This window comes from Microvirga yunnanensis, from assembly GCF_025460875.1.
Window position 1 is genome coordinate 1 of sequence record NZ_JAMXFI010000114.1, and the last position, 25,739, is coordinate 25,739.

Annotated in this window: 34 protein-coding genes; 16 read left to right on the forward strand and 18 right to left on the reverse strand. The window is 67.0% G+C overall.

From position 1 onward, the window contains the following. Positions 1–135: 135 nt before the first annotated feature. Positions 136–780 (reverse strand): outer membrane protein, encoded by a 645-nt coding sequence (locus NF876_RS34255; RefSeq protein ID WP_262272590.1) that lies wholly within the window; start codon positions 778–780, stop codon positions 136–138. A gap of 294 nt (positions 781–1,074) precedes the next feature. On the opposite strand from NF876_RS34255, the gene NF876_RS34260 reads away from it, so the two are divergent. Then, positions 1,075–1,830, forward strand: a complete 756-nt coding sequence (locus NF876_RS34260) for an SDR family oxidoreductase (RefSeq protein WP_262272591.1) — start codon at positions 1,075–1,077, stop codon at positions 1,828–1,830. Here NF876_RS34260 and pgeF read toward each other — a convergent pair. The 3 genes from pgeF to lgt are packed head-to-tail and all read right to left on the reverse strand — an operon-like array spanning position 1,820 to position 4,527. Further along, positions 1,820–2,587: a peptidoglycan editing factor PgeF gene (gene pgeF, locus NF876_RS34265; RefSeq protein ID WP_262272592.1), complete on the reverse strand. Its 768-nt coding sequence runs from the start codon at positions 2,585–2,587 to the stop codon at positions 1,820–1,822. The two genes, NF876_RS34260 and pgeF, sit on opposite strands and share 11 nt — an antisense overlap. Positions 2,588–2,596: 9 nt before the next feature. Continuing rightward, complete coding sequence (locus tag NF876_RS34270; RefSeq protein WP_262272593.1) at positions 2,597–3,673, reverse strand: class I SAM-dependent methyltransferase; 1,077 nt, start codon at positions 3,671–3,673, stop codon at positions 2,597–2,599. Further along, positions 3,670–4,527: a prolipoprotein diacylglyceryl transferase gene (gene lgt / locus NF876_RS34275; RefSeq protein ID WP_262272594.1), complete on the reverse strand. Its 858-nt coding sequence runs from the start codon at positions 4,525–4,527 to the stop codon at positions 3,670–3,672. The genes NF876_RS34270 and lgt overlap by 4 nt, the downstream gene beginning before the upstream one ends. Positions 4,528–4,663: 136 nt before the next feature. On the opposite strand from lgt, the gene NF876_RS34280 reads away from it, so the two are divergent. The 5 genes from NF876_RS34280 (at position 4,664) to NF876_RS34300 (ending at position 7,915) form a co-directional block, all read left to right on the forward strand. After that, a complete protein-coding gene (locus tag NF876_RS34280) occupies positions 4,664–4,942 on the forward strand; it encodes an accessory factor UbiK family protein (RefSeq protein WP_262272595.1) in 279 nt (92 codons plus the stop codon). Between the two features lie 243 nt (positions 4,943–5,185). Continuing rightward, positions 5,186–5,686: a type III secretion system chaperone family protein gene (locus tag NF876_RS34285; RefSeq protein ID WP_173946152.1), complete on the forward strand. Its 501-nt coding sequence runs from the start codon at positions 5,186–5,188 to the stop codon at positions 5,684–5,686. A gap of 72 nt (positions 5,687–5,758) precedes the next feature. Then, entirely contained in the window at positions 5,759–6,586 is an 828-nt protein-coding gene (proC, locus tag NF876_RS34290; protein ID WP_262272596.1) for a pyrroline-5-carboxylate reductase, read from the forward strand. 291 nt (positions 6,587–6,877) lie between these two features. After that, entirely contained in the window at positions 6,878–7,534 is a 657-nt protein-coding gene (locus NF876_RS34295; RefSeq protein WP_262272618.1) for a TetR/AcrR family transcriptional regulator, read from the forward strand. 21 nt (positions 7,535–7,555) lie between these two features. Continuing rightward, a complete protein-coding gene (locus tag NF876_RS34300) occupies positions 7,556–7,915 on the forward strand; it encodes a tRNA-binding protein (RefSeq protein ID WP_262272597.1) in 360 nt (119 codons plus the stop codon). A 152-nt stretch (positions 7,916–8,067) separates the two neighbouring features. On the opposite strand, the gene NF876_RS34305 is transcribed toward NF876_RS34300, so the two are convergent. From NF876_RS34305 to NF876_RS34315, 3 genes are read right to left on the reverse strand one after another with little or no spacing between them, the layout of a single operon-like run. After that, positions 8,068–9,435 (reverse strand): ATP-binding protein, encoded by a 1,368-nt coding sequence (locus tag NF876_RS34305; protein WP_262272598.1) that lies wholly within the window; start codon positions 9,433–9,435, stop codon positions 8,068–8,070. Continuing rightward, entirely contained in the window at positions 9,432–10,148 is a 717-nt protein-coding gene (locus NF876_RS34310) for a response regulator (protein ID WP_262272599.1), read from the reverse strand. Before NF876_RS34310 ends, NF876_RS34305 begins: the two co-directional genes overlap by 4 nt. A 33-nt stretch (positions 10,149–10,181) precedes the next feature. After that, complete coding sequence (locus NF876_RS34315; protein ID WP_262272600.1) at positions 10,182–10,715, reverse strand: MarR family winged helix-turn-helix transcriptional regulator; 534 nt, start codon at positions 10,713–10,715, stop codon at positions 10,182–10,184. Between the two features lie 160 nt (positions 10,716–10,875). Between NF876_RS34315 and NF876_RS34320 the strand changes: the two genes are divergently transcribed. Continuing rightward, positions 10,876–11,763, forward strand: a complete 888-nt coding sequence (locus tag NF876_RS34320; protein ID WP_262272601.1) for a branched-chain amino acid aminotransferase — start codon at positions 10,876–10,878, stop codon at positions 11,761–11,763. Positions 11,764–11,948: 185 nt separating this feature from the next. On the opposite strand, the gene NF876_RS34325 is transcribed toward NF876_RS34320, so the two are convergent. Next, on the reverse strand, positions 11,949–13,139 hold the full coding sequence (locus tag NF876_RS34325) for a Y-family DNA polymerase (RefSeq protein ID WP_262272602.1): 1,191 nt from the start codon (positions 13,137–13,139) through the stop codon (positions 11,949–11,951). A gap of 181 nt (positions 13,140–13,320) precedes the next feature. Here NF876_RS34325 and NF876_RS34330 point away from each other — a divergent pair, with 181 nt between their 5' ends. Further along, positions 13,321–13,596 carry a DUF3072 domain-containing protein gene (locus NF876_RS34330; RefSeq protein WP_262272603.1) on the forward strand — a complete coding sequence of 92 codons (276 nt, stop codon included), beginning with the start codon at positions 13,321–13,323 and terminating at the stop codon, positions 13,594–13,596. 327 nt (positions 13,597–13,923) lie between these two features. Next, complete coding sequence (locus NF876_RS34335; RefSeq protein ID WP_262272604.1) at positions 13,924–15,036, forward strand: Tim44 domain-containing protein; 1,113 nt, start codon at positions 13,924–13,926, stop codon at positions 15,034–15,036. 416 nt (positions 15,037–15,452) lie between these two features. On the opposite strand, the gene NF876_RS34340 is transcribed toward NF876_RS34335, so the two are convergent. Then, positions 15,453–16,034: a type 1 glutamine amidotransferase domain-containing protein gene (locus tag NF876_RS34340; RefSeq protein WP_262272605.1), complete on the reverse strand. Its 582-nt coding sequence runs from the start codon at positions 16,032–16,034 to the stop codon at positions 15,453–15,455. Positions 16,035–16,171: 137 nt separating this feature from the next. Between NF876_RS34340 and NF876_RS34345 the strand changes: the two genes are divergently transcribed. Continuing rightward, positions 16,172–16,393: a hypothetical protein gene (locus tag NF876_RS34345; protein ID WP_262272606.1), complete on the forward strand. Its 222-nt coding sequence runs from the start codon at positions 16,172–16,174 to the stop codon at positions 16,391–16,393. 49 nt (positions 16,394–16,442) lie between these two features. On the opposite strand, the gene NF876_RS34350 is transcribed toward NF876_RS34345, so the two are convergent. From NF876_RS34350 to NF876_RS34365, 4 genes are all read right to left on the reverse strand, one after another. Then, positions 16,443–17,168 (reverse strand): metallophosphoesterase family protein, encoded by a 726-nt coding sequence (locus NF876_RS34350; RefSeq protein WP_262272607.1) that lies wholly within the window; start codon positions 17,166–17,168, stop codon positions 16,443–16,445. After that, the gene (locus tag NF876_RS34355; RefSeq protein ID WP_262272608.1) at positions 17,161–17,976 is read right to left on the reverse strand and encodes a nucleotidyltransferase family protein; all 816 of its coding nucleotides are present in this window, start codon (positions 17,974–17,976) and stop codon (positions 17,161–17,163) included. Before NF876_RS34355 ends, NF876_RS34350 begins: the two co-directional genes overlap by 8 nt. Before the next feature lie 169 nt (positions 17,977–18,145). After that, positions 18,146–18,520: a hypothetical protein gene (locus NF876_RS34360; RefSeq protein WP_262272609.1), complete on the reverse strand. Its 375-nt coding sequence runs from the start codon at positions 18,518–18,520 to the stop codon at positions 18,146–18,148. A gap of 136 nt (positions 18,521–18,656) precedes the next feature. Continuing rightward, entirely contained in the window at positions 18,657–19,532 is an 876-nt protein-coding gene (locus NF876_RS34365; RefSeq protein ID WP_262272610.1) for a BON domain-containing protein, read from the reverse strand. A 231-nt stretch (positions 19,533–19,763) separates the two neighbouring features. Between NF876_RS34365 and NF876_RS34370 the strand changes: the two genes are divergently transcribed. From NF876_RS34370 to infA, 3 genes are all read left to right on the forward strand, one after another. Beyond that, on the forward strand, positions 19,764–20,018 hold the full coding sequence (locus NF876_RS34370) for a hypothetical protein (RefSeq protein ID WP_262272611.1): 255 nt from the start codon (positions 19,764–19,766) through the stop codon (positions 20,016–20,018). Between the two features lie 236 nt (positions 20,019–20,254). Continuing rightward, a complete protein-coding gene (locus NF876_RS34375; RefSeq protein ID WP_047188264.1) occupies positions 20,255–20,464 on the forward strand; it encodes a cold-shock protein in 210 nt (69 codons plus the stop codon). A gap of 90 nt (positions 20,465–20,554) precedes the next feature. Then, entirely contained in the window at positions 20,555–20,836 is a 282-nt protein-coding gene (infA, locus tag NF876_RS34380) for a translation initiation factor IF-1 (RefSeq protein ID WP_009494617.1), read from the forward strand. A gap of 218 nt (positions 20,837–21,054) precedes the next feature. Here the strand turns inward: infA and NF876_RS34385 are convergent, their stop codons facing one another. Together NF876_RS34385 and NF876_RS34390 are read right to left on the reverse strand one after the other, a co-directional pair. Next, a complete protein-coding gene (locus NF876_RS34385) occupies positions 21,055–21,603 on the reverse strand; it encodes a sigma-70 family RNA polymerase sigma factor (RefSeq protein WP_009494618.1) in 549 nt (182 codons plus the stop codon). Next, positions 21,600–21,845, reverse strand: coding sequence for a NepR family anti-sigma factor (locus NF876_RS34390; protein WP_262272612.1), 246 nt, complete (start codon positions 21,843–21,845; stop codon positions 21,600–21,602). The genes NF876_RS34385 and NF876_RS34390 overlap by 4 nt, the downstream gene beginning before the upstream one ends. Before the next feature lie 210 nt (positions 21,846–22,055). On the opposite strand from NF876_RS34390, the gene NF876_RS34395 reads away from it, so the two are divergent. Beyond that, positions 22,056–22,214, forward strand: a complete 159-nt coding sequence (locus NF876_RS34395; protein WP_173946171.1) for a DUF3309 family protein — start codon at positions 22,056–22,058, stop codon at positions 22,212–22,214. Positions 22,215–22,411: 197 nt separating this feature from the next. Here the strand turns inward: NF876_RS34395 and NF876_RS34400 are convergent, their stop codons facing one another. Further along, positions 22,412–22,696 carry a hypothetical protein gene (locus tag NF876_RS34400; RefSeq protein WP_262272613.1) on the reverse strand — a complete coding sequence of 95 codons (285 nt, stop codon included), beginning with the start codon at positions 22,694–22,696 and terminating at the stop codon, positions 22,412–22,414. Between the two features lie 305 nt (positions 22,697–23,001). Between NF876_RS34400 and NF876_RS34405 the strand changes: the two genes are divergently transcribed. After that, positions 23,002–23,262 carry a hypothetical protein gene (locus tag NF876_RS34405; RefSeq protein WP_262272614.1) on the forward strand — a complete coding sequence of 87 codons (261 nt, stop codon included), beginning with the start codon at positions 23,002–23,004 and terminating at the stop codon, positions 23,260–23,262. Between the two features lie 144 nt (positions 23,263–23,406). Continuing rightward, the gene (locus tag NF876_RS34410) at positions 23,407–24,174 is read left to right on the forward strand and encodes a ZIP family metal transporter (RefSeq protein ID WP_262272615.1); all 768 of its coding nucleotides are present in this window, start codon (positions 23,407–23,409) and stop codon (positions 24,172–24,174) included. A 161-nt stretch (positions 24,175–24,335) separates the two neighbouring features. Here the strand turns inward: NF876_RS34410 and NF876_RS34415 are convergent, their stop codons facing one another. Both NF876_RS34415 and NF876_RS34420 read right to left on the reverse strand, forming a co-directional pair. Then, positions 24,336–24,884, reverse strand: coding sequence for an SRPBCC family protein (locus NF876_RS34415; RefSeq protein ID WP_262272616.1), 549 nt, complete (start codon positions 24,882–24,884; stop codon positions 24,336–24,338). Next, positions 24,881–25,246 (reverse strand): ArsR/SmtB family transcription factor, encoded by a 366-nt coding sequence (locus tag NF876_RS34420; protein ID WP_262272617.1) that lies wholly within the window; start codon positions 25,244–25,246, stop codon positions 24,881–24,883. The genes NF876_RS34415 and NF876_RS34420 overlap by 4 nt, the downstream gene beginning before the upstream one ends. Between the last annotated feature and the right edge of the window lie 493 nt (positions 25,247–25,739).

Genomic DNA, 25,739 nt, shown 5'->3' on the forward strand with positions numbered 1-25,739 from the left:
CGCGTCCCGGCCTACGCGCAAACCAGGGTGACGCCATAAAGCAAAAAGGCCCGGGTGTGACCCGGGCCTGATGGAACTCCAAAACAACAAGGCCCGGGGTGACCCGGGCCTTGTCTGTCTCCGTGGAGACGGATCTTAGTAGGTGCCGAAGCGGAAGTTCAGGCCGGCGCGGACCACACCGAACTCAGCATCGTTGTCGATGTTGAAGATGCTGTTGTTGTCCTGGTCGAGGTTGACGTACAGGCCTTCGACCTTGGCCGACAGGTTGTTGGTGAAGGCGTACTCGAGACCACCACCGACGGTCCAGCCCGTGGCGTCGTCCGCGAAGGCGAAACCACCGGTGGCGTAGATCAGGGCGCGGTCGAAGGCCACACCGGCGCGGGCGCGCACGGTGCCGAACCAGTCGCTGTTGTTGAAGTCGCCGTCGAGGATGCCGTCGCCGTTGAAGTCGAAGCGGTCGTCGCCGCCGAAGTCGGCGTACTGGATGTCGCCTTCGAGACCGACCACGAACGAGCCGATCTGGTAGTTGTAGCCAGCCTGGGCGCCGCCGACGAAGCCGCCGTCGTCATCCAGGTCGAAGCGCAGGCCGCCGACCGTGATCGAGTCGTTCGTGTTCCAGCCGTAGCCGGCGTTCACACCCACGTAGAAGCCCGTCCAGGTGAAGACCGGAACAGCAGCAACGATCGGAGCCGGGGGAGCGGAGCGAACCGGGAGGTCCGCAGCGGAAGCGGCTCCGGCAAAGCCGAAGAGAGCGACGCTGGCGAGAAGAATCTTCTTCATGGTTTCTCTTTCCTAATCGATGTCATGCGGGCGCGACCCAATTTTCGTTGGGTCACGCCAAGCACTGTCGGTTTATAGAGCGACAACCGGTCGAGGGCTGTGACCTGACAACCACAGCGGCCAAGAACCACCGTGGCAGGATTGTGGCGGCAATGTGTGAGTTTCCCCTTGTGTCATCGCCGGAGTCCATAACGCGCAGCTTGGCCGTTGGTTCGACCGGGAAGCGAAAAAGTGGCATTTTCTTGGTCACTGCTCAGATTTGTCGTGATGTCATCACATTTCAAGGGGTCAATCATGCATAAGGCCGCTCTCGTTACCGGCGGTGCGCAACGCATCGGCCGTCGAATCGTCGAACGCCTCGCCGCCGAGGGATACGCGGTGGCGATCCATTGCCGGCGCTCGACCGTCGAGGCGGACGCGATGGCGGCCCGCATCGGAGAGCAAGGAGGGCAGGCTGCGGTCGTTCAGGCGGACCTCGCGGACGCCGCTGCCGTCGAGCGTCTGGTCCCTGAGGCGGCGCGGGCTCTGGGACCGCTGACGCTCCTCGTCAACAATGCGTCCGAATTCGAGCCGGACGAGGTCGAGACGCTCTCGCAGGATCGATGGGACCGGCACTTCGCCGTCAACCTGCGCGCCCCGGCCTTCCTCGCCCGCGACTTCGCCCGTCAGGTGCCGGCCGAAGGGCATGGATGCATCGTCAACATCGTCGACCAGCGGGTCTGGAAGCTCACGCCGCAGTTCTTTTCCTACACGCTGACCAAGGCGGCCCTGTTCACCGCCACCCGGACCATGGCGCAGGCCCTGGCGCCGCGCATCCGCGTCAACGCCATCGGTCCCGGTCCGACCCTGTCGAACGTCCGCCAGGGCGACGAGGACTTCGCCAAGCAGAGCGAGGCTGTCCCGCTCGGACACGGCGGTACCCCGGACGAGATCGCCGATGCGGTGCTCTATCTGGCCGCGGCCCGCAGCGTCACCGGCCAGATGATCGCCGTCGACGGCGGTCAGCATCTGGCCTGGGAGACGCCGGACGTCGCCGGAATCAGGGAGTGAGCGCGATCGCCGAGATCAGCCGGCCGTAATCCGGCTCCCGGCGGTGGGTGGTGCGACGGTAGCTGAAGAACCGATCCTCGTCGGAATAGGTGCACAGGCCGAGATCCGTGAAGGCCGCAATCCCGGCCGCTTCCAGCCGTGCGCCGATGAAGCCCGGAAGGTCGAACATGGCGTGACCGGTCCTCTCGGCCTCACGGAAGAAGCGCTCGTGGCCCGGCGCCTCCCCGGCGAAGCGCTCGATGAAGTCCGGGCCGACCTCGTAGGCCTTCTGGCTGATCGTCGGGCCGAGGACGGCCACGATCCTTTCGCGCCTGGCCCCGAGCGTCTCCATGGTCGCGACCGTGGATTCGAGCACCCCGGTCACGGCGCCGCGCCAGCCCGCATGGGCGGCCCCGATCACCCGCGCCTCCCCGTCGGCGAACAGCACCGGCCCGCAATCCGCCGTGGTGATGCCGAGGGCGAGGCCGGGCGTCGCCGTCACCATGGCGTCCGCCCTGGGCCGCTCGCCCGGCCAGGGCGCCTCCACGATGACCGCATCGGGCGAATGGACCTGATGGACGCTGATCAGGGCATCCGGCCCCACACCGACGGCCTCCGCCATGCGGCGACGATTCTCCCGCACCCTGGCGGGCTCGTCCGACGACCCGATGCCGCCGTTGAGGGACGCGTAGATCCCCTCCGAGATGCCGCCCTGGCGGGTGAAGAAGGCATGGCGGACATTCGGCTGGGACTCGAGGGCGGGCGCTTGGATCAACATGGCTCGATCTCAGGAGGAGGGGGAGAGGGCGGGCAATCCGGGGACGGCCTCGATCCCCTCATGTGTAACGGCCAAAACCTTAAACAGATCACCCATGGCGGTCGGGCCCTGCTCCGTCAGGCGCGCCAGCGCCCGGTCGATGTCCGCCGCCTGGGCGGGCGTGGCGCGGGCCTTCAGGGTGGCGGCGCGGGCCTCGATGCCGAGGCTCCGGAGGAAGCCGCCCTGGGTGCCGGGGCCATGGGCCCGGGCCTTGCCGGCCACGGCCGCCTGGGCGAGGCGGTGGAAATCCACGTGGGTCGTGAGATCCGCTTCGCCGGGGTCTTCCAATGGATCGACGGGCTTGTGCTTCCTGAGGGCCTGCAGGGTATCGCCGAAGGCCGGACCCCAATAGCCGTAATCGACGATCAGGGCGGCGCCCGGACCCCGCTCGAGCCGCCGGGCGAGTTCGCCCATGACGTCGATGGAGGCTCCCGGCCATTCGAGGATGTCGCCGGGCTTCAGGGGCTTGCCGAGGGCAGGCTCCGGCTCCGGGCGCAGGCCGAAGATCAGGCGCTCGCCGTCGAGGCCCACGAGCCGCTCGCACCAGCCGCGCTCGGTCGCCACGAACTGACGCACCGGCAGGGCGTCGAAGAACTCGTTGGCGACCAGCAGGGTGGGGCCCGGGGGGACGTCCTCGACCCGGTCGTGCCAGGCGACGGAGAAGCCCGACGAGGCGAGAGCCGCCTGCTGCCTGCCTCTCAAGGAAGGGCTGGTCTCGACGAGATGCACGGTGGCGGCCGCCTTGAAGTCGGGCAGGAGCCTCGTCGCCCGCAGCAGATCGGCCATCAGGGTGCCGCGGCCCGGTCCCAGCTCGACGAGCCGGCAGGCAGCGGGACGTCCCATGCCGTTCCAGACCTCCAGCATCCACAGGCCGATCAGCTCGCCGAACATCTGGCTGATCTCGGGAGCCGTGGTGAAGTCGCCGGCGGCGCCGAGCGGGTCGCGGGTGGCGTAATAGTGCCCCAGGCACAGGCTCATGTAGCGCTCGACCGTGATCGGCCCCTCGAGGGCGATCGTCTCGCGCAGCCTGTCCCGCAGCGGGCTCACGCGGCCTCGACCGCTTTGCCCGGGCGGGTCGAGCCGCGCACCGCCATGACGATGAAGCCCGCGCCGACGAGCGCCATGGGAACCGACAGCAGCATGCCCATGGTGATGCCGCCGCTCAATGCCTGCACCGAGGATCCGAAGAGGAAGCCGAGCTGCGCGTCCGGCTCGCGGAAGAACTCACAGACGATGCGCGCGACCGCATAGCCCAGCACGAAGATGCCGCCGAGAAGCCCCGGTCGGCGGAAGCCGAAGGCGCGGGCCGCGACCGCCATGACGACGAAGAGGACGAGGCCCTCGCCGAACGCCTCGTAGAGCTGGCTCGGGTGCCGGGGCTCCGGTCCCGCATGAGGGAAGACCACCGCATAAGAGAAATCGGGCGCGGGGCGGCCCCAGAGCTCGCCGTTGATGAAGTTGGCGATGCGCCCGAAGAACAGCCCGATGGGGGTGACCACCGCGGCCATGTCGAGCAGGGCCAGAGGATTGAGGCCCCGGGAGCGGGCAAAGAGCACGATGGCGAGCACCGCTCCGAGGAAGCCGCCATGGAACGACATGCCGCCGCGCCAGATGGCGAAGATCTCCAGCGGGTGGGACAGGTAGGAGGCGAGATTGTAGAACAGCACGTAGCCGATGCGCCCGCCCAGCACGACGCCCAGCGCCACCCAGACGATGAGGTCGTCCACGTCGATCGGCTTCGGCTGCTTGAGGCCGCTCCAGAGGTCGGCCTTCGCGGCAAGGCGCTTGGCATAGAACCAGCCGCCCAGGAGGCCGGCCACATAGGCCAGCGCGTACCAGCGGATCGCGAAGGGACCGATGGAGATCGCCACGGGATCGATGATGGGAAAGGAGAGAGGCATGGTCGGCCCTTGATCGAACGGTTGCCATTGGACCCGCAGGGCCCGCATCGTCAACCCTGTTGCAGTTTGCGGCGAATGCGCCCATGTGTGACGGATCAGGGCCTGCGGGCTCGCCGAACGCTGTGGATGTGAACCCATGACCCAATCGTCCAACCGGATCTTCGATGAACTCGCCCGCTTCGCCACCGATGCCGCGGGCGCGGCGCAGGGCGTCCGGCGGGAGGTCGAGAGCGTGGTCCGCAGCCAGTTCGAGCGCCTGATCAAGGATATGGATGTGGCCACCCGCGAGGAGGTCGAGGTTCTGCGCGAGATGGTGGCGGCGGCCCGCGAGGAGAACGTGCGGCTGGAAGCCCGGGTCAAGGACCTCGAGGCGAAGCTGGCCTCCACGGCCGGCGTCAATCCCGCGACCCCTTGATCGAAGCGGGAATCCGATCTGCGCCCGACGCGGGCCTCCTGTTGTGGACAGGTGAATCCGGCGCATTGTGACGAGGGCCGAAATCTAAGACTGTCGATTCATAAGCTGATTCGAGGCGATCACGGCGGAAGATCGGAATATCGAAGGTATTCCGAGTACTTCTTTCGAGTAGTCTTCGAATCAACGCAATGGTGTTGCCCGATGTGTTTACCATAATCGGGCAGTCAAGCGTCCAGGATCGACATGTCGCAGATTCATCTTGAAATCGATCGTTCGGAACATCCTCTCGATGTGGTCGAGCGCCTCGCTTCCCTGCGGCACTGGATCTTCGACCGGGCCGAAGCCGACGAGATGTCCATCTCGGTGGCCGGCCGCTGGGCGGATTACGACGTCGCCTTCACGTGGATCGAGGACGTGGAGGCCATGCACATGGCCTGCGCGTTCGATCTTAAGGTTCCCGAGCGGCGGCGCCAGGAGGTGCTCCAGCTCATCGCCTCGGTCAACGAACAGCTCTGGGTCGGGCATTTCGACCTGTGGAGCACGGAGAACGTGGTGATGTTCCGTCATGCGCTTCTGCTGGCCGGCGGGGCCGATCCCACGGACGGACAATGCGAGACCATGCTCCGGGTCGCCGTCGAAGCCTGCGAGCGGTACTTCCAGGCGTTCCAGTTCGTCATCTGGGCCGGCAAGTCGGCCCGCGAGGCGCTCGATTCCGTCCTGTTCGAAACCGAGGGCGAAGCCTGAACCTGGCTCGACAGGGCAGGGCGCGCGTGAATAGAGTGCGGCCTTCCGCATCCCTTCCGTCAGGTTGAGCTCATGTCGCCGAACCCCTCGCATCTGCCGTCGTCCCTCATTCTCGCCGGCGCCGGCAAAATGGGCGGCTCCATGCTCGAGGGCTGGCTCAAGGTCGGCATGAAGCCCGAGGGCGTGACCGTTCTGGATCCGCGCCCGTCCGACGAGATGGCGCGGTTCTGCCAAGCGAGCGGCATCGCGCTCAATCCGGCCAGTCCCGCTCCCGCGGATGTGCTGGTCCTGGCGATCAAGCCGCAGATGCTCGATGACGCGGCTCCAGGCCTGAACGGATATCTCGGGCCCCGGACGCTCATCGTGTCCATCCTCGCGGGCAAGACCATCGGCGATCTGCGCTCCAGGCTTCCGGCCGCCGGCGCGATCGTGCGCGCCATGCCGAACCTTCCCGCCAGCATCGGGCGCGGAGCGACCGGCGCCGCCGCGAACGACGTGGTGAGCGAGGCGCAGCGCCTGATGGCCCATGCGCTGCTGAGCAGCAACGGCATCGTCGAGTGGCTGCCGTCCGAGGATCTGATCGATGCGGTCACGGCGGTGTCGGGCTCGGGCCCGGCCTACGTGTTCCATCTGGTCGAATGCCTGGCCGAGGCCGGAACGGCCGCCGGACTTCCGCCGGACCTGGCGCAGCGCCTCGCGCGGGCAACGGTCACGGGCGCCGGAGAACTCCTGTTCCAGAGCGAGTCGAGCCCCGCGACGCTCCGCCAGAACGTCACCTCGCCGGGCGGCACCACGGCGGCCGCGCTCGAGGTGCTCATGCGCGAGCCGGGCGGCCTGAAGGCGCTCATGCGCGAGGCGGTGGCGGCCGCCAAGCGGCGGGCGGAGGAACTCGCCGGCTAGAGCATTGGACCCAAAAGTGGACCCACTTTTGGGTCCGGTGCTCAATTCCTGAAGCGGCGCATCGTTCGGTGCGGACCCGAAGGGCCGCGTCAGCGAAAACCGAGTCCACTTTTCCGCACGATGCGCTAGCCTCGGGCCCGTTCAGTCTCGGGCCCGTTCAGTCTCAAGCCACTTTAGCCTTGGGCTTCCTCCGATCCGTCCCTAGATAACCGTCAACGGCATATTTTCAGGAGATCGATCGTGACCGCTGACGGACCCACGGACAAGCGCAAGGCCATCGTCGAGGCGCTCATGGACCTCGCCGCCCGACGCTCCTGGCAGGAGATCGAAATCAACGACGTCGCGAAGGCCGCCGGCGTGTCGCTGGCCGAGTTCCGCGATCTCTTTCCCTCGAAGGGCGCCGTACTCGGCGCGCTCTCCCGCCAGATCGACCGGCAGGTGCTGGAGGGGACAACGGAGGACCTGGCGGGGGAACCCGCGCGCGAGCGGATCTTCGATGTGCTGATGCGCCGCTTCGATGCCCTGGAGCCCTACAAGCAGGCTCTGCGCCGGATTGTCCAGGATCTGCAATACGATCCTGCCTCGCTGGCCGCGCTCAACCAGGTGGCGCTCAGCTCCCAGCGCTTCATGCTGGCGGCCGCCGGCATCAACACGGAAGGGCCGCTCGGAACGCTGAAGCTCCAGGGGGCGGTCCTCGTCTATGCCAACACCATGCGCACGTGGCTCGAGGACGATGATCCGACCCTGGCCCGGACCATGGCGCGCCTCGACCGCGAACTGCGCCGGGGCGAGCGCATCCTGGAAGGCGCCGAGGACCTGCGCCGCCTGAGCGCGCCCCTGCGCGCGGTCGGGCGGGCGCTGATGCAGGGGCGCCGGCCGGCCCGTTCGGAGACACGCCGCGCGAGCGACCCCAACGGCGATGCGCAGAGTCCCGCGGCGGCGATCTGACAAGGAACCACAGGGGCAACCATGGATCAGGCGAGTCCCGCAGCCGCGCCCATCACGCTCGACGATTTCCTGAAGGTCGACATCCGCGTGGGCCGGATCGTGACCGTCGAGCCGTTCCCCCAGGCGCGCAAGCCGGCGTTCAAGCTCACCATCGATTTCGGGCCCGAGATCGGCACCAGGCGCTCCTCGGCCCAGATCACGGTGAACCATGCGCCGGAGGATCTGGTGGGGTCGCTGGTGATGGCGGTGGTGAACTTCCCGCCGCGCCAGATCGGCCCGTTCATGTCGGAGGTGCTGACCCTCGGCGTGCCCGACGCCGACGGGAACGTGATGCTGATCCGCCCGGACCGCGACGTGCCCGTGGGGGGACGCCTGTATTGACGGGGCCGAGACCACAAGGTCAGGATCGCTCACTCAGGCTCACCCTTGTCATGGCCGGCCTTGTGCCGGCCATCCCGATCGGCAGAACGCGGCGCCTCGCATCATCGGGATCACCGGCACAAGGCCGGTGACGACGCCATGCTTCGAAGAGCCTACGCCGGCAGCCGCACCGTCGCGCGCAGGCCTCCGAGGGGGCTTTCTCCCAGCACGATGTCGCCGCCATGGGAACGGGCGACGTCTCGCGCGATGGCGAGGCCGAGGCCCGACCCGCCCTCGTCCTGGTTGCGCGCTTCGTCCAGGCGCACGAAGGGCTTGAATACCTCCTCGCGCAGGGTGGACGGAATGCCCGGCCCGTCGTCGTCGACGTGCAGAACGAGCCAGCGCGTTTCGTGATTGGCCGTGATCTCGATCCGGTCCCCGTGCCGCGCGGCGTTGGAGACCAGGTTGAAGAGAAGGCGGCGGAACGCGTCGGGCCGCACCGTGATCATCGGGTCGCCGATGATGTCGAGCTCGGTCACGTGGCCCTGCCGCTCGGCGTCCGACTGCACCTCTTCCAGGAGCTGGCGCAGATCCGTTTCGACCGCCTGCTCGCCCGCGTCGCCGCCGTCACCGCGCGCGAAGGCCAGGTACCCCTCGAGCATGCGGCTCATCTCGTCCACGTCGCGCTTGAGATCCTCGATCTCCGGGGTCTCGCCGAGAAAGACGAGCGAGAGCTTGAAGCGCGTGAGGATCGTGCGCAGATCGTGGCTGACCCCGTTCAGCATCGTCGTGCGCTGCTCGATGTTGCGCTCGATGCGCCGCTTCATCTCCAGGAAGGCGTGTCCGGCCTGGCGCACCTCGCGGGCTCCGCGCGGACGGAACTCGATCTCGCGGCCCTTGCCCAGGGCCTCGGCGGCTTCCGCAAGCCGCAGGATCGGCCTGATCTGGTTGCGCAGGAACAGAATGGCGATGCCGAGGAGCACGAAGGACGAGCCGCCCATCCAGACGAGAAAGATGTGGGAGTTCGACGCGTAGGCCTGGCTGCGCCGGGCGAGGATGCGCATGACGTTGCTCTGATCGAGCTTGACGCGGACTTCCACATAGCTCGAGCGCCCGACCGTATCGATCCAGTACGGCCGGTCGATCTGGCGCCGCAGCTCGTCGGTCAGGGTCTCGTCGAGAATGTCGAAGAACGGCTTGGGTCCGGGCGGCGGCAGGTCGGTGTTGCGCAGGATGTCCACGTCGAGCTGCAGGCGCTCCGACGCGATCCGGGACAGGGTGCTGGCATCCTTGTCCTGCGGATAGCTCTCGTAGATGTCGATGAGCGCCGCGATATCCGCCGTCACGGCCGAGGACAGGCGTCGCGTGACGAGCTGATAATGCCGCTCCATGAACACGTAGGCGACGACGGATTGCAGCAGGATGACGGGCGCGATGATGATGATGAGCGCGCGGGCGTAGAGCCCCTTCGGCAGGAAGCGGCCGAACCAGCGCGCGGCATGGTCGAGGGGAGAATAGCGCAGGGTCGCCCCGATCTTCATCGATCGATCACGAGGCGATAGCCGATCCCCCGCACGGTCTGGAGGAAGATCGGATTGGCGGGATCGATCTCGATCTTGCGGCGCAGCCTGTTGATCTGAACATCCACCGTACGCTCGTTGGCCGCGAGGCCGTTACCCGCGAGGGCCTCGCGCGGCACGTTGTCTCCCGCATGGCTGCCGAGGATGGTCAGGATCTCGCGCTCGCGCTCGGTGATGCGCACCACTTCGTCGCCGCGCCGCAGCTCGCCGCGGTCGAAGCGGTACGAGAAGGGGCCGAAATGAATGACCTCCGGGACATCGGCGGCCGCCGCGCCCGGCCCGGGACGGGTGCGCTTGAGGATGTTGCCGAGACGCAGGAGGAGCTCGCGCGGCTCGAAGGGCTTGGGGAGATAATCGTCAGCGCCGATCTCGAGGCCCGTGACCCGATCGGAGGCGTCGGCCCGCGCCGTGAGCATCAGAATGGGCACCTGGGAGTGCTCGCGCAGGCTGCGGGCATAGTCGAACCCGGTTTCACCCGGCATCATCACATCGAGCACGAGGGCATCGAAGACGAAGTTCCCCGCCTTGGCCCGCGCCTCCTCGGCGCTGGCCGCCGCGGTCACCCGGTAGCCGTTCTCCGTGAGGAAGCGGGTCAGGAGGTCGCGCAGGCGGCGGTCGTCGTCCACCACGAGGACGTGCGGGGCGTGGTCGGGAATGTCGATGCGTGCATCCATCGGGCTTCGAGCTGCTTTGTCGGGCCCTGCTTATCAGGTTTTGCCCGAGCCGAATACGAGCTGCTTCACATGGGTCCTGTCGTCCGGATCGATGAGGCGCAGGAGATAGCGGCTGACCGCTTCCTTCCCCTCGGGCTCCATCTCGGACAGGGCCCGCATGATGCGGCGGGTCTGCAGCTTGGCGAGCTTTAAGGCCAGATCGTGGCCCTGGGGGGTGGCGAAGAGCAGCCGCTGGCGCCGGTCCGAGGTGCCCATTCGGCTTTCGATGAAATCCTTCTCGATGAGCTCTTTCAGGACCCGGTTGAGGCTCTGCTTCGTGATCCGCAGGATGTCCAGGAGTTCCGCGATCGTCAGGCCGGGCTGCCGGCTGACGAAGTGGAGAACCCGGTGATGGGCGCGCCCGAAGCCGTATTCGTCCAGGATCCGGTCGGGGTCGCTAACGAAGTCGCGATAAGCGAAGAAGAACAGCTCGATGAGGTCGTAGGCCGGCTGCTCGGACAGGATGTCCTTGCCCGTTTCCTTGCCGGATTGCTGCGCTTTCAAAGCCGGAATTGCGTCTGGCACCATCTGTTCCCAATTTTTATGTCAGCCTTGTTGACATATCTCAGGACGATTGTTACTCGTCAAGCCGCTTCCGCGAAATGAATGATATCGAAATCGCCGGGAAGCGAACCGGAAATTACACGGCCCCGGTTGCCACCAAGGTCGGCATTCAAGGAGAAGAACGATGTCCGCGACCCCCTTCGATCAACGTGATGGATGGATCTGGTACGACGGGCAGATCGTACCCTGGAAGGATGCCAAGCTCCATGTCCTGTCGCACGGGCTCCACTACGGATCCTCCGTGTTCGAAGGCGAACGCGCCTATGGCGGCGAGATCTTCAAGTCGACCGAGCATTCCGAGCGCCTGAAGAAATCGGCTCAGATCCTCGATTTCGAGATCCCCTACACGGTGGCCGAGATCGATGCGGCCAAGCGCCTCGTGCTGGAGAAGAACGGGCAGAGGGACGCCTATCTGCGGCCGGTCGCCTGGCGCGGCTCGGAGATGATGGGAGTCGCCGCGCAGGACAACAGGATCCACCTCGCCATCGCGTCCTGGGAATGGCCGAGCTATTTCGACCCGGCCCAGAAGATGAAGGGCATCCGCATCGACATGGCGGAATATCGCCGTCCCGATCCGGCCACGGCCCCGTCGGCCGCGAAGGCCGCCGGCCTCTACATGATCTGCACGATCTCCAAGCACAAGGCGGAGCGGAAGGGCTATGCCGACGCGCTCATGCTCGACTGGCAGGGCCGTGTCGCCGAGTGCACCGGCGCCAACGTGTTCTTCATCCGCGACGGTGTGGTCCACACGCCGATCGCCGACTGCTTCCTCGACGGCATCACCCGCCGCACGGTGATCGACCTCGCCAAGCGCCGCGGCTTCGGGGTCGAGGAGCGCCGGATCATGCCGGAGGAGCTGTCCAGCTTCAATGAGTGCTTCATCACCGGAACGGCCGCGGAAGTGACGCCGGTGTCCGAGATCGGTTCCTACCGGTTCCAGCCCGGCAACATGACCAGGGTGCTGATGGAGGATTACTCGGCCGAGGTTCAGCCCAGGAGCAAGGCGGCCTGAAGGTTCTTCGCCTCTCGGTTTCCGCGTCATGGCCGGGCCCGTCCCGGCCATTCCGATCCGGTGAGGCGCGGCGCTTCACGCGATCGGGATCACCGGCCCAAGGCCGGTGATGACGTGGCGGGCGCTGCTGTCCGCACGGCGCGTGTCCGATTGTCGTGGCCGTGACCGACATAACGGCCGGCGCTTCAAAAATCCTCCGCGTCGGGAATGCGGTTGAAGGCGATCTTCGCCCCGGCGTAGCCGCCCGGGATCGTCACCCAGGGCCCCCAATGCAGCAGCGTCCTGCGGTGGGTCACGTTGAGCTGGTCGGCCAAGGCCGACAGGTGCTCAATGCGGCGCTTGAGCTGCGCCTCGGGCGTGTGGCCGAACAGATCCTCCTCGATATCCGCCACGGGCACCAGGTCGTGCAGGGCAACGTGCACGCTGCGGCTGCGGTTCATCTCCTCCCGTTCCGCCAGGAGAAAGAGGCGGCTCAAGGACGCCAGAAGGGATGGATCGTCCCGGGTCGGCCGGAAGCGTTCCTCCCCGTGCCAGCCCGCGCTGGTCCGGTCGGTGAGCCACAGGGCGAGCGCCCGGGCCGCCGCATGGGCGCCGTCCAGGGAGCACCACTCCGCCGGCAGGACGCGCCCATGGCCGAACATCCGCCGCCGGGTCTCGGGGCGCTCCACCGTGTAGCCGTGCAGCCCCATCCAGAGCCGCTCCCCCTCCACGCTGCCCCAGAGGCGGCGCAGTTCCTTGGGCTGGAGCCGCCAGAGCGCCGCCATGTCGCCGACGCCCGCACGGGCCAGGCGCGCGGCGTTGCCCCGGGCGATGCCCGGGACATCCGTCAGGTCCAGGGCGAGCAGGCGGCCCGGCAGGTCGTCCGGGTGAAGCGCCACGAGGCCGTCGGGCTTCTCCATTTCGGCCGCGATCTTGGCCAGGAGATCGTTCGGGCCGAGGCCCACCGAGCAGGTGAGGGTGGGGCCGATGTCGCGGGCCACGGCCTCCTTGACGCGCTCCCCGATGCCGAGGGCCTGCGGCCACTCCGCGGGCATGAGGGCGCAGAGCATCTCGTCGATCGAGCACACCGCCTTGACCGGAACGACCGTCTCGATGGCCCGAACGATGGCGTGGTGCAGCGCCACATAGGCGTCGTGCCGCGCGGTCACGAGAACGAGGTCGGGACATTGCCTGCGGGCCTCGTGCACGACGGTGCCGCGTTTCACGCCCTGGGCCTTCGCCTCGCGGCTGACGGCGATGAGGCCCGTATGCTCCGAATCGACCGGGATCACCCCGATCGGCCGGCCGCGCAGATGCGGCCGAAGATGCTGCTCGGCGCTCGCGAAGAAGGAATCGAAATCGACATAGAGCCGCTCCAGGCCCGTCGGTTTGCGCATGGGCGTGACCTGCTCTCCGTCATCGGAACGAAGCAGGAACATAAGCTTGGCGGCATGTCGAGGGTGAAATCTGTGGATAACGGGGAATAATCTGCGGGAGTAATCCGCCTTTCCTTGAGGAACCAAGGCTCTGCGGGCGTGTTCCTGTTCTAGAACAAAAAGCGAACAATAGGAGTCCCGCATGTCATCGCACGGTAAAGCCACGACCCGTCCTGCCGTTAACCATAAGCCTTCCGCAGAGGCAGCCAACCCGAAGGTCAATCCCGACCCGTCCGACAACCAGATCAAGGATCCGGATGAATGGGTGTCCGGCGACGAACCGATGACGGGCGCTCAGGCGTCCTACCTGAAGACCCTGTCCGAGCAGGCGCACGACCCGAAGGCCTTCGACCCGGATCTCGACAAGGCCGAAGCCTCGAAGCGGATCGACCGGCTGAAGCAGAAGCAGGGTCATTGACGGCGCGTGCGCCGTCGGACGCTCCCCGGCTCCGGCATCGTCACCCGTCATGGCCGGCCATCCTCCGCCCTTCCCGCCACCCTCCCACGTCATGGCCGGCCTTGTGCCGGCCATCCCGATAAGGTGAAGCGCCGCGCTCTTCCGCATCGGGATCACCGGGACGAGCCCGGTGATGACGTGGAAGAGCCGATGGGAGGCCGGGGGAAGCCACGGACGGACGCCTCATGGCTTGGCCGAAATCGAACGGCCATGCCCTTCCGCAACCCCGGGCGCATCACCACATTATCCTCGGGGAGCATCGTGCTCCGAAGGGATGTAACGAAGACGATGATGAATATTGCTTCTCGCCGCAGCCGAGTGATGGTCGCCCTGGCGGCTGCCCTGGTCCTCGCCGGTAGCGCGGCGGAGGCTCGCGTCGGGCGCGGGAGCGGCAGCTTCGGATCGCGCGGCGCACGCACCTATACGGCCCCGCCGGCGACCCGCACGGCGCCGGACGCCGCGGCCCCGATCCAGCGCTCGCAGATCCCGAACCAGGGTCCGACCATGGCCCGTCCCGGCGCCCCGGCTCCGAACGTGGCGCAGCCGCGCCGCTTCGGCTTCGGCACCGGCCTGATGGCCGGCCTGTTTGGCGCGGGCCTGCTGGGCATGCTGTTCGGCCACGGCTTCTTCGGCGGCCTCGGCGGTCTCGCGTCGATCCTGGGCCTTCTGCTCCAGATCGGCCTCGTGGTCCTGGTGGTCTCCTTCGCCATGAAGTGGTTCCGCCGGCGCCAGCAGCCGGCCTATGCGGGCCCCGGCCCGAACGGCGGCCAGGGCTACGCCCGGTCCATGGGCGGCAGCGTGCCGCCGACCGGCGGCCAGGGCTACGCCCGGTCCATGGGCGGCAGCGTGCCGCCGACCGGCGGGCGGCCCATGGGGGGCGGCTCGGGTAATGGCTCGGGTAATGGCTTGGGCGGCGGGCTCGCCGGCGGTCTCGGCGGTGCCCTTGGCGGCGCTCTCGGCGGCCGGCCGCAACAGGCCCGTCCGGGCGTGCGTGACGAGATCGGCATCGGCGAGAAGGATTACGCGGCCTTCGAGCGGGGCCTCGTCGAGATGCAGGACGCCTATTCGCGGGAGGACGTCGCCAAGCTGTGGCAGCTCGCCACTCCCGAGATGGCGGGGTACATCCAGGAAGAGCTCAACGACAACGCAGCCCGCGGCGTCGTGAACAAGCTCTCCAACGTGCGCCTCAACCAGGGCGACCTGTCGGAGGCTTGGCGCGAGGGTCCGACCGACTACGCCACCGTGGCCATGCGCTTCGGCATCACCGACGTGATGGCCGACCGGGCCACCGGCCGGGTGGTTGAAGGCGATCCGAGCCGGGTCGAGGAGGCGACGGAGCTCTGGACGTTCCGTCGCGACCAGGGCGGTCCCTGGAAGATCTCGGCGATCCAGCAGGCCTAGTGCATCGGACGTGACCCAGAGGGCCGCGTCAGCGACCCGAAGGGCCGCGTGAGCGAAAAGTGGTCCCACTTTCGCGATCGATTCCGATGCTCAACCCCTTGAGTGGCGCACCGTTCGGGACCCTGTCTTGATCGCTCGGCCGATCCACCACCCCGTCATCACCGGGCCGTCCAATCCACCACCACGTCATCACCGGCCTTGTGCCGGTGATCCCGATCGTCCGATGCTCCACTCTTGGCCGGCACACCGTTCGACGCGAAAAACCGGGTCCACTTTTCCGCACGGTGCGCTGGACGGTTTCTTGCGTTCAGCGATCCGGCGGAGTTCGCTCGCTCACCCGTCATGATCGGGATCACCGGCACGAGTCCGGTGATCCCGTGGGGCGGTCTCGAGAGGTCGGCGGCGGAAGGCGCCGGTTACTCGGCGGCCTGGCGGCGGCCGGCATGGGAGCCCTCGCGCACCTCCTCGATGACCTTGCTCACGAAGGCGTCGAGGTCTCCCGGGTTGCGGCTGGTGACGAGGCCCTTGTCGGTCACCACGGTCTCGTCGCGCCATTGTCCGCCCGCATTGATCACGTCGGTCTTGATGGAGTGATACGACGTGCATTGCCTGCCCTTGATCACGCCGGCCTCGATGAGCAGCCAGGGCGCATGGCAGATGGCGGCAACCGTCTTGCCCGAGGAATAGAACGCCCGGATGATCTCGAGCGCCTTCGGCTCGACGCGCAGCTTGTCGGGGTTGATCTGGCCGCCCGGAAGGACGAGCGCGTCGTAATCGGCCGGGTTCACGTCGTCGATGTCCTTGTCCACCGACACGGTCTTGCCCCAATCCGTCTTGTCCCAGCCGTAGATCTTGCCGGACTTCATGCGCGATTTCGGAGCGGCGACTTCGACCGTCGCGCCCGCGTCCGACAGTTTGTCCTGCGGGACCGTCAGCTCCGATTCCTCGAAACCGTCCGTGGCCATGATGAGGATCTTGGCCTGTTTGATGTCAGGCATGGTTGTCTCCGTCGTTGAGGGGAAATCACACGGAGAACGGATGGACGGGAGAGGGGTTCCGACATGCGGCGACGCGGAACCCTGACGCCGCGGCCCTGTTGACCCGATCAATGATTCCAACGAACGAGGAAGACGCGATGGTCAATCCGGGTATGCCGACGAACGACCCCGTGCCGGGCGGCAACATTCCGAGCGAGGTGCCGCCGGGCTCCGTGCCCGACGAGGAGCCGGATATCGGTCCGACCGGGCCGCGCACGCCCTATCCGGTCAACGATCCGGGCATCACCGACCCGAAGGGGCCCGGCTCCGAGCCGGATTACCTTCCGGGCAACCCGACCGATCCCGGCACGCGGTTCTGAGGCTGACGACCTGGGCCGGCTGCGAGCCGGCGGGCGCAACGCCGCCGGCTCAGATCTCGATGATCGCGTAGGGCCGTCCGGTCGGCTTCTCGATGTGCTTGGCGACATTGTAGACCGGCTGCCCGCCGGGCGTGCGGCCCTCGAAGCGGCCGCGATGGGCGTGTCCGTGCACGATGGCGTTGACCTTGAAGCGGTCGATGGTCTCGGCCAGCCGCGACGAGCCCAGGAACGGATAGATCTCCAGCGGCTCGCTTTCGATCGTTTCGGCGATGGGGGCGTAGTGGAGGATGACCATGGAGCGCTTGGCGCGGACGTGGCGCATGGCGTTCTCGAGCCGCAGGGTCTCGTTCATGGTCTCGTTGACGAACTGCTTCATGGCCGGCTCGCCGAAATAGCCCAGCATGCGCCGCCCGAAGCCGCCGGCGAAACCCTTGACGCCCACGAAGCCGACGCCGTCGATCTCGATCGATTGTCCGTCGAGCAGCTTCATGCCCGCATCGCGCAGGATCTGGGCCACTTCCTCGTGCGCGCCGCATTCGTAATCGTGGTTGCCGAGCACGCCGACGACCGGGATCGAGCAGGCTTTCAGATCCTGCGCCAGAAGCTCCGCCTCCTTGGGCTTGCCGAGATCGGTCAGATCGCCGGCGAGCACCAGCACGTCCGCCTCCCGGGAGATCTCCCCGAAGAGCTCGCGGTAGGATTCGGCATTGTCTTCACGAACGTGAAGGTCGCCCATGGCGGCGACCTTCATGGCCTGCTTTGGTTCGTCACTCATTCCGCCATTCACCTTCGCCGCCCACATCGGCGAAGCCCCATTGCTTGACATCGATCTCGTAATCGATGCGGGAGAACATCCGCCCGCGGCAGACCTTCATCTGCGGCGGCGGAAGATCGAGCTGCTTGGCGAGCCTGTCGAGAAGCTCGTCCATGACCCAGCGCGGAACCTTGTCGCGCTCGGACGGGTAGATCCAGCGGAAGTTGAGCAGGTGCATGAGCAGCACTTCCCAATGTACTTCCATGTAGGCGAGCAGGGCGTGCCAGTCGATCTGGTCGTGCGCCTTCAGGATCGTGTGCGCCACGTCGGCGCCGTCGTAGCGGTGGCGCAGCTGGATGAAGCATTTCGACCAGACGAGCTCGGTCGGCCCGACGATGCGCACGGGCGAGCCGAAGACCTCGATCTGGCGGGCGCGCTCGAACCACTGGTCGCCGATCGGCATCGTGCCGTTCGACGAGGCGAAGATCACGTCGAAGAAGTACTGGCCCTTGAAGACCTTGCCAAGCCAGCGGTCGTCCTCGATCTCGACGGAGTAGCCGATGCTCTTGAAGTGGGACAGGACGCGCGTGTAGTCGCCGGCCTTGCAGAAGATGTCGAGATCCTTGGTCGGACGGGTGATGCCCGTATAGGCGGACAGCGCATAGGTGCCGGCCAGCAGGAAGGGCAGTCCGAGGTGGTTCAGCTCCCGAAGCGCTTCGGCATAGAACGCTTCGGATTCTGGATATTTGAGGGTCGGCTCCGCCTTGGCGTCCATCATGGGAACGCCCGGGTGAGCGCCGGAAACGAGATCGGGATCGTGAACTGCCATGGCCTTGTCCAAGCGCGGCCGAGAATGCCCCGCGTTCGACAACAGAATGGCCGTAATGAAGTTCCTTACCGGCCGAGCTGAATGCCGGAAAGGCACGGATGCGGCGCGAACCGGCCCCGGTCCTGCGCTTTCGCAGAGGGACGAGGATCCCGGCCCGACCGGATCGGGGTCAATGATCGCCGTGCGAGACCCTGACATCTCGCGGAGAATTGAGGATCTCGAGCAGGCTCTGGGCGATGTGGCGGGCTTCGTCGTCCTTCAGGCGCAGCAGGAAGGGGGGCATCATGCCGGCCTGGAGGGCCACCACGGCCATGCCGTTCTCGTCCATGCCGATATCGATGGTCTGGGACGTCACGTCGACCATTTCTTCCGGCATCTCCTCACTGTCCTCGCCGGTCTCGCCGATGGCGGCGAGCAGCTGACTCACGGCCCTGACCAGGGAGCGGGCGGCATGGGGGTCCATGACCACGGCGGTCGATTGCTCGCCCTTCTGGAATGCCAGCTGAATGTTGTCGCCTTCGAGCGTGACGGAAATACCTGCCATGAGCGTCCTCGTCTTTCCCGTCCCCATATGGGGAGCACCTGCTTCGAGGGAAAGGCAAAGGCCTTGGTACGACAGATGCGCCTCGCCCCCAAGGGAAGAAGCGCATCCTGGTAAACCGGCGGTATGAGCCTCGGCGTCAGGTGCCGCCGCCCGAAGACCCGCCGGTGCGCCGGCGGGTCGTGCCGACCGTCCCGGCGCCTGCGGTCTCCGGAAGGCCGGTGCTGCCGGCGCCCGCGGCGCCCGCGCCCGACATCATGGTGCCGGCGACGCCCGCATCCGCCTGCTGCTGGATGCGCAGGTTGTTCTGCACGTGGGACACCCCGGAGATCGACTCCGCCAGGTCCTCCGCGTGGCGCTTCTCGAAGCGGCTGTTCACCGTGCCCGTGAGGGTGACCTCCCGGTTCTCCACCCGCACCTCGATCTCGGAGGCATCCAGATGCGGATCTTCGGTGAGCCGGTCGTTCACATCCTCCAGGATGCGGGCATCGGAGCGCTGATAGCCTTTCGGCCCGCGGCCGCGATGCTGGCCGGCCTCGCGCATGTCCCTGTCGCGGCGGCGCTCCGCATCCTCGTCCCCGAACCAGGACCGGAGCTCGTCGCCGGCCCGCTCGAGGAGGCCGCGATCCTCGTTGTAGTCGCGCGAGCCGCGCCCGAAGCTCTCGGAACGATACCGATCCTGGCCGGTGCGGTCGCGGCCGTAGCGGTCCTGCCCGAACTGATCCGGGTCGCGGCGGCGGTCGGAGCCGAAGACCCGGCGCTCGGAGCCGATGCGATCGTCGCCCACCACGTCGTGCCAGTCGAGGGCCGATCCGCCGGTGCCGTAGCCGGCGGAATCCCCGTAATCGCGCTCGCGGACGTCCCGCTCCAGCCGCCAGCCGTCATCCTGGCCGGAACGGGGGCCGCTGTCGTATCCCGCGCGCCGGTTGCCGAAGCCGCGGCGGGCGATGTAGCCGTCGTCCTCGCGGTCGCGCTGGTCGAAATCCGGATTGCTGTAACGGCGGTCGTTGGCCATGGGAGCGCTCCTCGTCCTGGGTGGCCCGAGGCCACCGGGTGGTGGTTTCGAGCCACCAACGTGAAGGCGCGGGCGAGTGTTCCTGGCGAGAGTTCCTGGCGAGAGTTCCTGGCGAGTGTTCCTGGAAGCCCGGATCGCCGCTCGTCGCGGTTTTTTGACCGCGGCGGTTGAACGGTCACGCGGGCTTTGCATTGACCGGAACGGGATGTCCCGACGAACCGAGGTTGAACGATGGCCGATCTGTCCGGATTGAGCGACGAGGCGCTGGCGGTCTTCGCCTTCGGGGCCTATCACGAACTGTCGAGCGGCCAGCGGGTCCGCAGCGTGGTCCAGAAGGACGGCGCCGGCCACCGGGCGAGCGACGGGGCCGTGGACGAACTCGACGGACGCGGCCTCGTCAAGGCGGACGGCCGGGAGATCGTCTTCACGCCGGCCGGCGAGGACGCCCTGCGGGACATCCTGGCCGGCATCCGGGGGAGCCGCTAGATCGGCCCGGAAATAGCCGGAATTCCAACCGAATTGCGGTCCGGCGCGAAAAGAGCCTTTGCCTTGTAATTGCCCCATCCGTGCCTTAGGTACTGCCCATCGACATTTGGCCGGACGACTGGGCTTCCCGCTTTGGCACTGCCGGGCGCACGTTCCTTCTCTACCATCTATCGACTAGCGGGTGACTGGCCTTGGGCCCTCATCCACGTGCAATCGACAGTGAAAAAGGATTTCCCATGGAACAGGGAACCGTGAAGTGGTACAATGAAACCAAGGGTTATGGTTTCATCCAGCCCGACAACGGCGGCAAGGATGTGTTCGTTCATGCGACCGCTCTCGAGCGCGCCGGCATGCGCGGCTTGCGCGAAGGCCAGAAGATCTCTTACGAGCTTCAGACCGACCAGCGCACCGGCCGCACCTCTGCAGTGAACCTGCAGAACGCGTAAGGTTTGATGCCGGAGGACGTGCCTGCACGTCCTCTTGCATATGGCCGTTCCGATTCAGGGGCGGCTTTTTTGTTATGAGGAAGGCTTTGCATGGCAAAGGAAGAACTGATCACCTTTGAAGGACTTGTGACCGAGATTCTGCCCGACGCGCGCTACCGCGTGCAGCTCGACAACGGGCACGAGGTCATCGCCTATACGGCCGGCAAGATGAAGAAGAACCGCATCAAGACCCTGGCCGGCGACCGCGTGACCGTCGAGATGTCGCCCTACGACCTGGAGAAGGGCCGGCTCATCTTCCGTCACAAGGATTCGGGTGCCTCTTCCGGTCCGCGTCCGCCGCAGCGCGGCAACCAGCAGTTCCGGCGTCGCTAGAGCCTCGGACCCAAAAGTGGGCACCACTTTTGGGATTCATCCGATGCTCTCTTCCTTAAGCGGCGCATCGGAAGAGGCGGACCCAGCGGGCCACGCTAGTGAAAACCGGGTCCACTTTTCGCTGACGCGGCCCTCTGGGTCCGTCCGATGCGCTAAAACAGCAGGCGCCCCTCTCGGCGCGCCTGTCGATCAAGAAAGCCCCGACGGTCCAAGGCCCGTCACGCGACGGCGTGCATCACCGACAGGGTGACGCGGTCGGGGCCGAGATCCTCCTCCATGTCGGTGAAGTGCATCAGCTCGGCCAGCCGGTTGCGGGCGCGGTTGACCCGGCTCTTGATGGTGCCGACCGCGCAGCCGCAGATCTCTGCCGCCTGCTCGTAGGAGAAGCCCGAGGCGCCCACCAGCAGCAGCGCCTCGCGCTGGTCGTGGGGCAGACGGGCGAGCGCCTTCTGCAGATCCTCGAAATCGAGATGGGGCATCTGGTCCGGCTGAACCGAGAGGGCGGCCGCGTACTTGCCGTCCGCATCCTCCACCTCGCGGCGGCGCTTGCGGTATTCGGAATGGAACAGGTTGCGCAGGATGGTGAAGAGCCAGGCCTGCATGTTCGTGCCGGGCTGGAAACGATCGATGTTGGCGATCGCCCGCATCAGGGTTTCCTGCACGAGGTCGTCGGCGCGGTCCACGTTGTTGGTGAGGGAAATGGCGAAGGCGCGCAGGTTCGGGGTCGCCTTGAGCATGGAGTCGCGCAAATCGATGTCGATACTCATGACTGCTGCTTCTCTCCCTTCGCGCCGTCGAGCCGGTTGATGATCTCGATGAACCGGTCCGGCACCGGCTGCTCGCCCAGCGCCAGGGCATCGTAGAACTGGCGCAGACGCTGGCCGATCTGGGCCTGGACCGAGGGGCTCAGGGCGGGGGAATCGGATTTTCGGAGGCCAGGGATCGGTTCTGGAATGTCGTGGGGCATCGCGTTCGGGTTCTTTTTCTGCATCGGGCTGTCCTGGTCCATCGAAGCGGCGACCTCCCGCAGGGGACGCGCTGACGGCGGCACCCCATCGCCGTGGAGCTAACGTCAAGCCAGGGTGATCGTTCCGCCCCGAAACCTACCCCGTCGGGGCCATCCACAGGCAAAAGAGGCGGGAACTTTTTCTCTTACGGCCAAGTTTCCCTGGATGAACGCCGCCATTGCGCGGCGGGTCCGTGTAGAGGGAGTATTTCCATGGCAATCAGCACCATCCTGCTCATTCTCGTCATCCTGCTTCTCATCGGGGCCGTTCCGGCCTGGCCCTACAGCCGGGGCTGGGGCTACGGCCCGAGCGGTCTCCTCGGCGTGGTCCTGCTCATCCTCATCATCCTGCTGCTGATGGGACGGCTCTGACGCTTCGGATTCCGGCTGCGACGTGAAGAGGGCGGCCGCGAGGGCCGCCCTTTTGCGTCGTCGGAAGCGGGAGATGGCGGTCGGGTCGTCGCGGTGCGGGGCCAGGGCGGCGCTTCATGGCGGAGCGAGGGCGGACCGGGGAAAAGCGGAAAAGGAGCGCTAGGCCCTCGGGCCGTGGCGCTCCGGCAGGCTCAGGATCAGAAGTAGTGCGAGTGGCTGGTGTCGACGAGCGTGTCGCTGTCGTTGATGCTGGCGACCTGGGCCGAGGTCGCGTTGCCGAACACGGCGGTGTTCGTCGCCACCTGGTCGATGGTGTTGTAGGAATCCTGCATGTTGACGCCGCCGAAATAGTCGTGGCTGCTGTCGAGCAGGGCGTCGGCGTCGACGATGTTGCCGACCTGCGCCGAGGTGGCGCTGCCGCCGAAAGCGGTGTTGTAGGCGTCCTGGAAGATGTCGTTGTCGGAGAACTGATAGTTTTCCATGGGTATGTTCCTCTTCGTTAAGCGTTGCTCTCAAGACCGCCTGAGATGCTCTCTCCGTTGGCGATGATGGGACTTTGCCTGACGTTGCGGAACGTCGCTGTGAAGCGCTTCACACCCGAGACATTCTTCGAATTTTTTGTGAGGGCCGCGGGGCGGACGTGCGGGGCGGACGGTCCGGCGGCCGGGCGGAAACGCTCTGGCGGGCCGCTCCCGAAGGGCCTACAATGGCCCATCGCCGGCAAGGACGTCCGGGCGCCGGCGGCTGAGGGAGATTCGGGCCCCCGCCGGCAACCAGGGGGAGCGCCATGCCCCTCGACATCTCGTATCAACCCATCGACGTCCTGATCGACGGCCATGACAGCGAGGGCCGGCTCGTCCTGGCCGGCGGCCAGCTCGCCGCCGTGATCGTGCGCCTCGACGGCGACGCCCACGAACCCGAGCACAAGGGCCTCTGGCACCTGGAGGCCGGCTTCGGCAAATGCGACATCGGCGGCGCGCCCCTGTTCGCCACGCAGGAGGAGGCGGGCGCCTGGGTCGAGCGGGTCCTCACCGACCAGCTGCCGTGATGCATGGAAGCGCACGGGCGGGCGACGCGCCCGCCGACCGGTTCCATCGTTCCTTCCATGCCTCGTTCCATGCAAGCCTCGCCCGACGCAGCCCCGAACCCTACCGCCCCCATCACGTTCTCCCCATCCACCGGAGAACGTTTCATGCCCATGGTCATCCAGGCCGGTCTGTGGGGTCTGCTCAGCGGGTCCGCTCTCGTGCTCGGGGCGCTGATCGGGACCTTCGTCAAGCTGCCGCAGCGGGTCATCGCGGCCGTGATGGCGTTCGGGGCCGGGGTGCTGATCTCGGCGCTGTCCTTCGACCTCATGGACGAGGCGTACCGCACGGGCGGCATCGCGTCGACGTCGCTGGGATTTCTGGCAGGCGCAGCCGTCTATACGGGGGCGAACATCGTCGTGACGCGGCGCGGCGCCAAGCACCGCAAGCGCTCCGGCACCGCCCCAGATGCGCGCCAGCCCTCGCACGACCAGGAGGGCAGCGGGCTCGCCATCGCGCTCGGCGCGCTCCTCGACGGCATCCCGGAATCCATCGTGATCGGCGTGAGCCTGCTCGCCGGCCAGGGGGTGAGCCTCGTGGCCGTGGCGGCGGTTTTCCTGTCGAACCTGCCCGAGAGGCTGTCGAGCGCCGCCGGCATGCGCCGGGCCGGGCGCTCCCGGGCCTACATCTTCGGCATCTGGGGCGGCATCGCGCTCGCCTCGGGGATCGCGGCGCTCCTCGGCTACGCGGTCTTCGCCGAGACAGGGCCGGCCACCATCGCGTTCGTCACCGCCGTGGCGGCCGGGGCGATCCTGGCCATGCTGGCCGACACCATGGTGCCGGAAGCCTTCGAGACCGCCCACGAATATGCCGGGCTGATCACCGTGGCGGGGTTTCTCGCGGCCTTCACGCTCTCGCGGGTGCTGGGCGGGTAGGGGAGCGCTCTTGGCGCCGCTCCCTTCAAGTCATGGCCGGCCTTGTGCCGGCCATCCCGATCCCGTGAAGCTCCGTACCTTTCCGATCGGGATCACCGGGACGAGCCCGGTGATGACGGGAGGGGTGGCAAGGGGCCGTGATGACGCGAGGGGCGGGACCTTTATGCGGGGAGCCGCCGGGCGTAGTCCTCCTTCAGCCGGCTCCAGTTCTGCCAGAAGGGCTCCGGCTCCCGGCCGGCCGCACGGTCGGCCAGGATGTCGAGATGGGCGTGCCAGCCGGAGCTGACGTTGAGCAGGGTCGCCCGGTCGGACACCCGGCGGTGGACCAGGGTGAGCAGCACCTCGGAGCCCCTGCGCTCGAGCTCGAAGGAGACGCCGCCGGTCGAACCCCAGGTGATGGCGAGCCGGTGGGGCGGGTCGAGCTCGGTGATCCGGCTCTCCATCCGGTGCTCCTCGGCAAAGCCCGGCGGGCGCTCGCCGGGCGGGTCGGTGAGCTCGTGGTTGCGCCAGACGAACTCGACCGGCGCGCCGACCTTCAGCTCCATCTCGCCCGCCGCGAGCCATTGCCGGCGCAGGTCGCTCTTGGTGAGGTAATCCCAGATCCGCTCGATGGGCCCGGGCAGCAGGCGCTGGATCGTCAGGGTGGCCGGGTCGGTCAGCACCCCGTAGGGGCTGCGTTCCGCAAGATCCGTGGTCGCAAGGTCGCTCATGTGTCGTCTCCTTCGGGGGTTTCGGATGTCCGGGCATCCTCCTCGCGGAGGAGCCGTTCCAGCACGTCCAGACGGTCGGTCCAGAAGCGTTCGTAGATGCCGAGCCACGCGTGGGCGCTGGCCAGCGGCCCGGGGTCGAGGCGGCAGACATGGGTGCGGCCGCGGATCTCGCGCCGCAGGAGGCCGGCATGCTCCAGCACCTTGATATGCTTCGAGGCGGCCGCGAGGGAGATCGAGAACGGCTCGGCGAGCTGGCTCACCGTGCGCTCGCTCCCGGCGAGGTCCCGCAGCATCCGCCGTCGGGTCGCGTCGCCCAGGGCGTGGAAGACGGTGTCGAGCTGAGATGTCTGTAATTCAACCATGTGGTTGAATATAGATGTGTCGATCAGGATAGTCAACCGTTTGGTTGAATGACTTGTCTCGTCCTGTCGGGTCCGGCCATGAGGGGGGAGGCGCGCACAATCGGGCATGCGATTCTCACGTCATCACCGGGCTTGTCCCGGTGATCTCGATTGTTCAAGACGCCGCGCCTCACCGGACCGGGATGGCCGGCACAAGGCCGGCTATGACGGGAGAGGATGTGGGAGCGGGATGGCCAGACGAGACCGGCCGTGACGGGGGAGGGTGCGAAAGGCGTCTGCGCCTGGCGTGGAGGGTGCAGCGTCGCGCCGGCCCCGGCAGAGGAGCATTCCGGCCTCGTGCCAAACCCTGTACATTACGTTACGGAAGAAAAAGATCTCATGGGCAGCGACCGCCGGAGTGGTGAAGTAAGGCGGTCACCTCACCTCATCTTTGGAGGCCGCTCATGCTTTCCTCTCCCGCAGCAGACGCTTCAGTCTCACACAACACTCACAC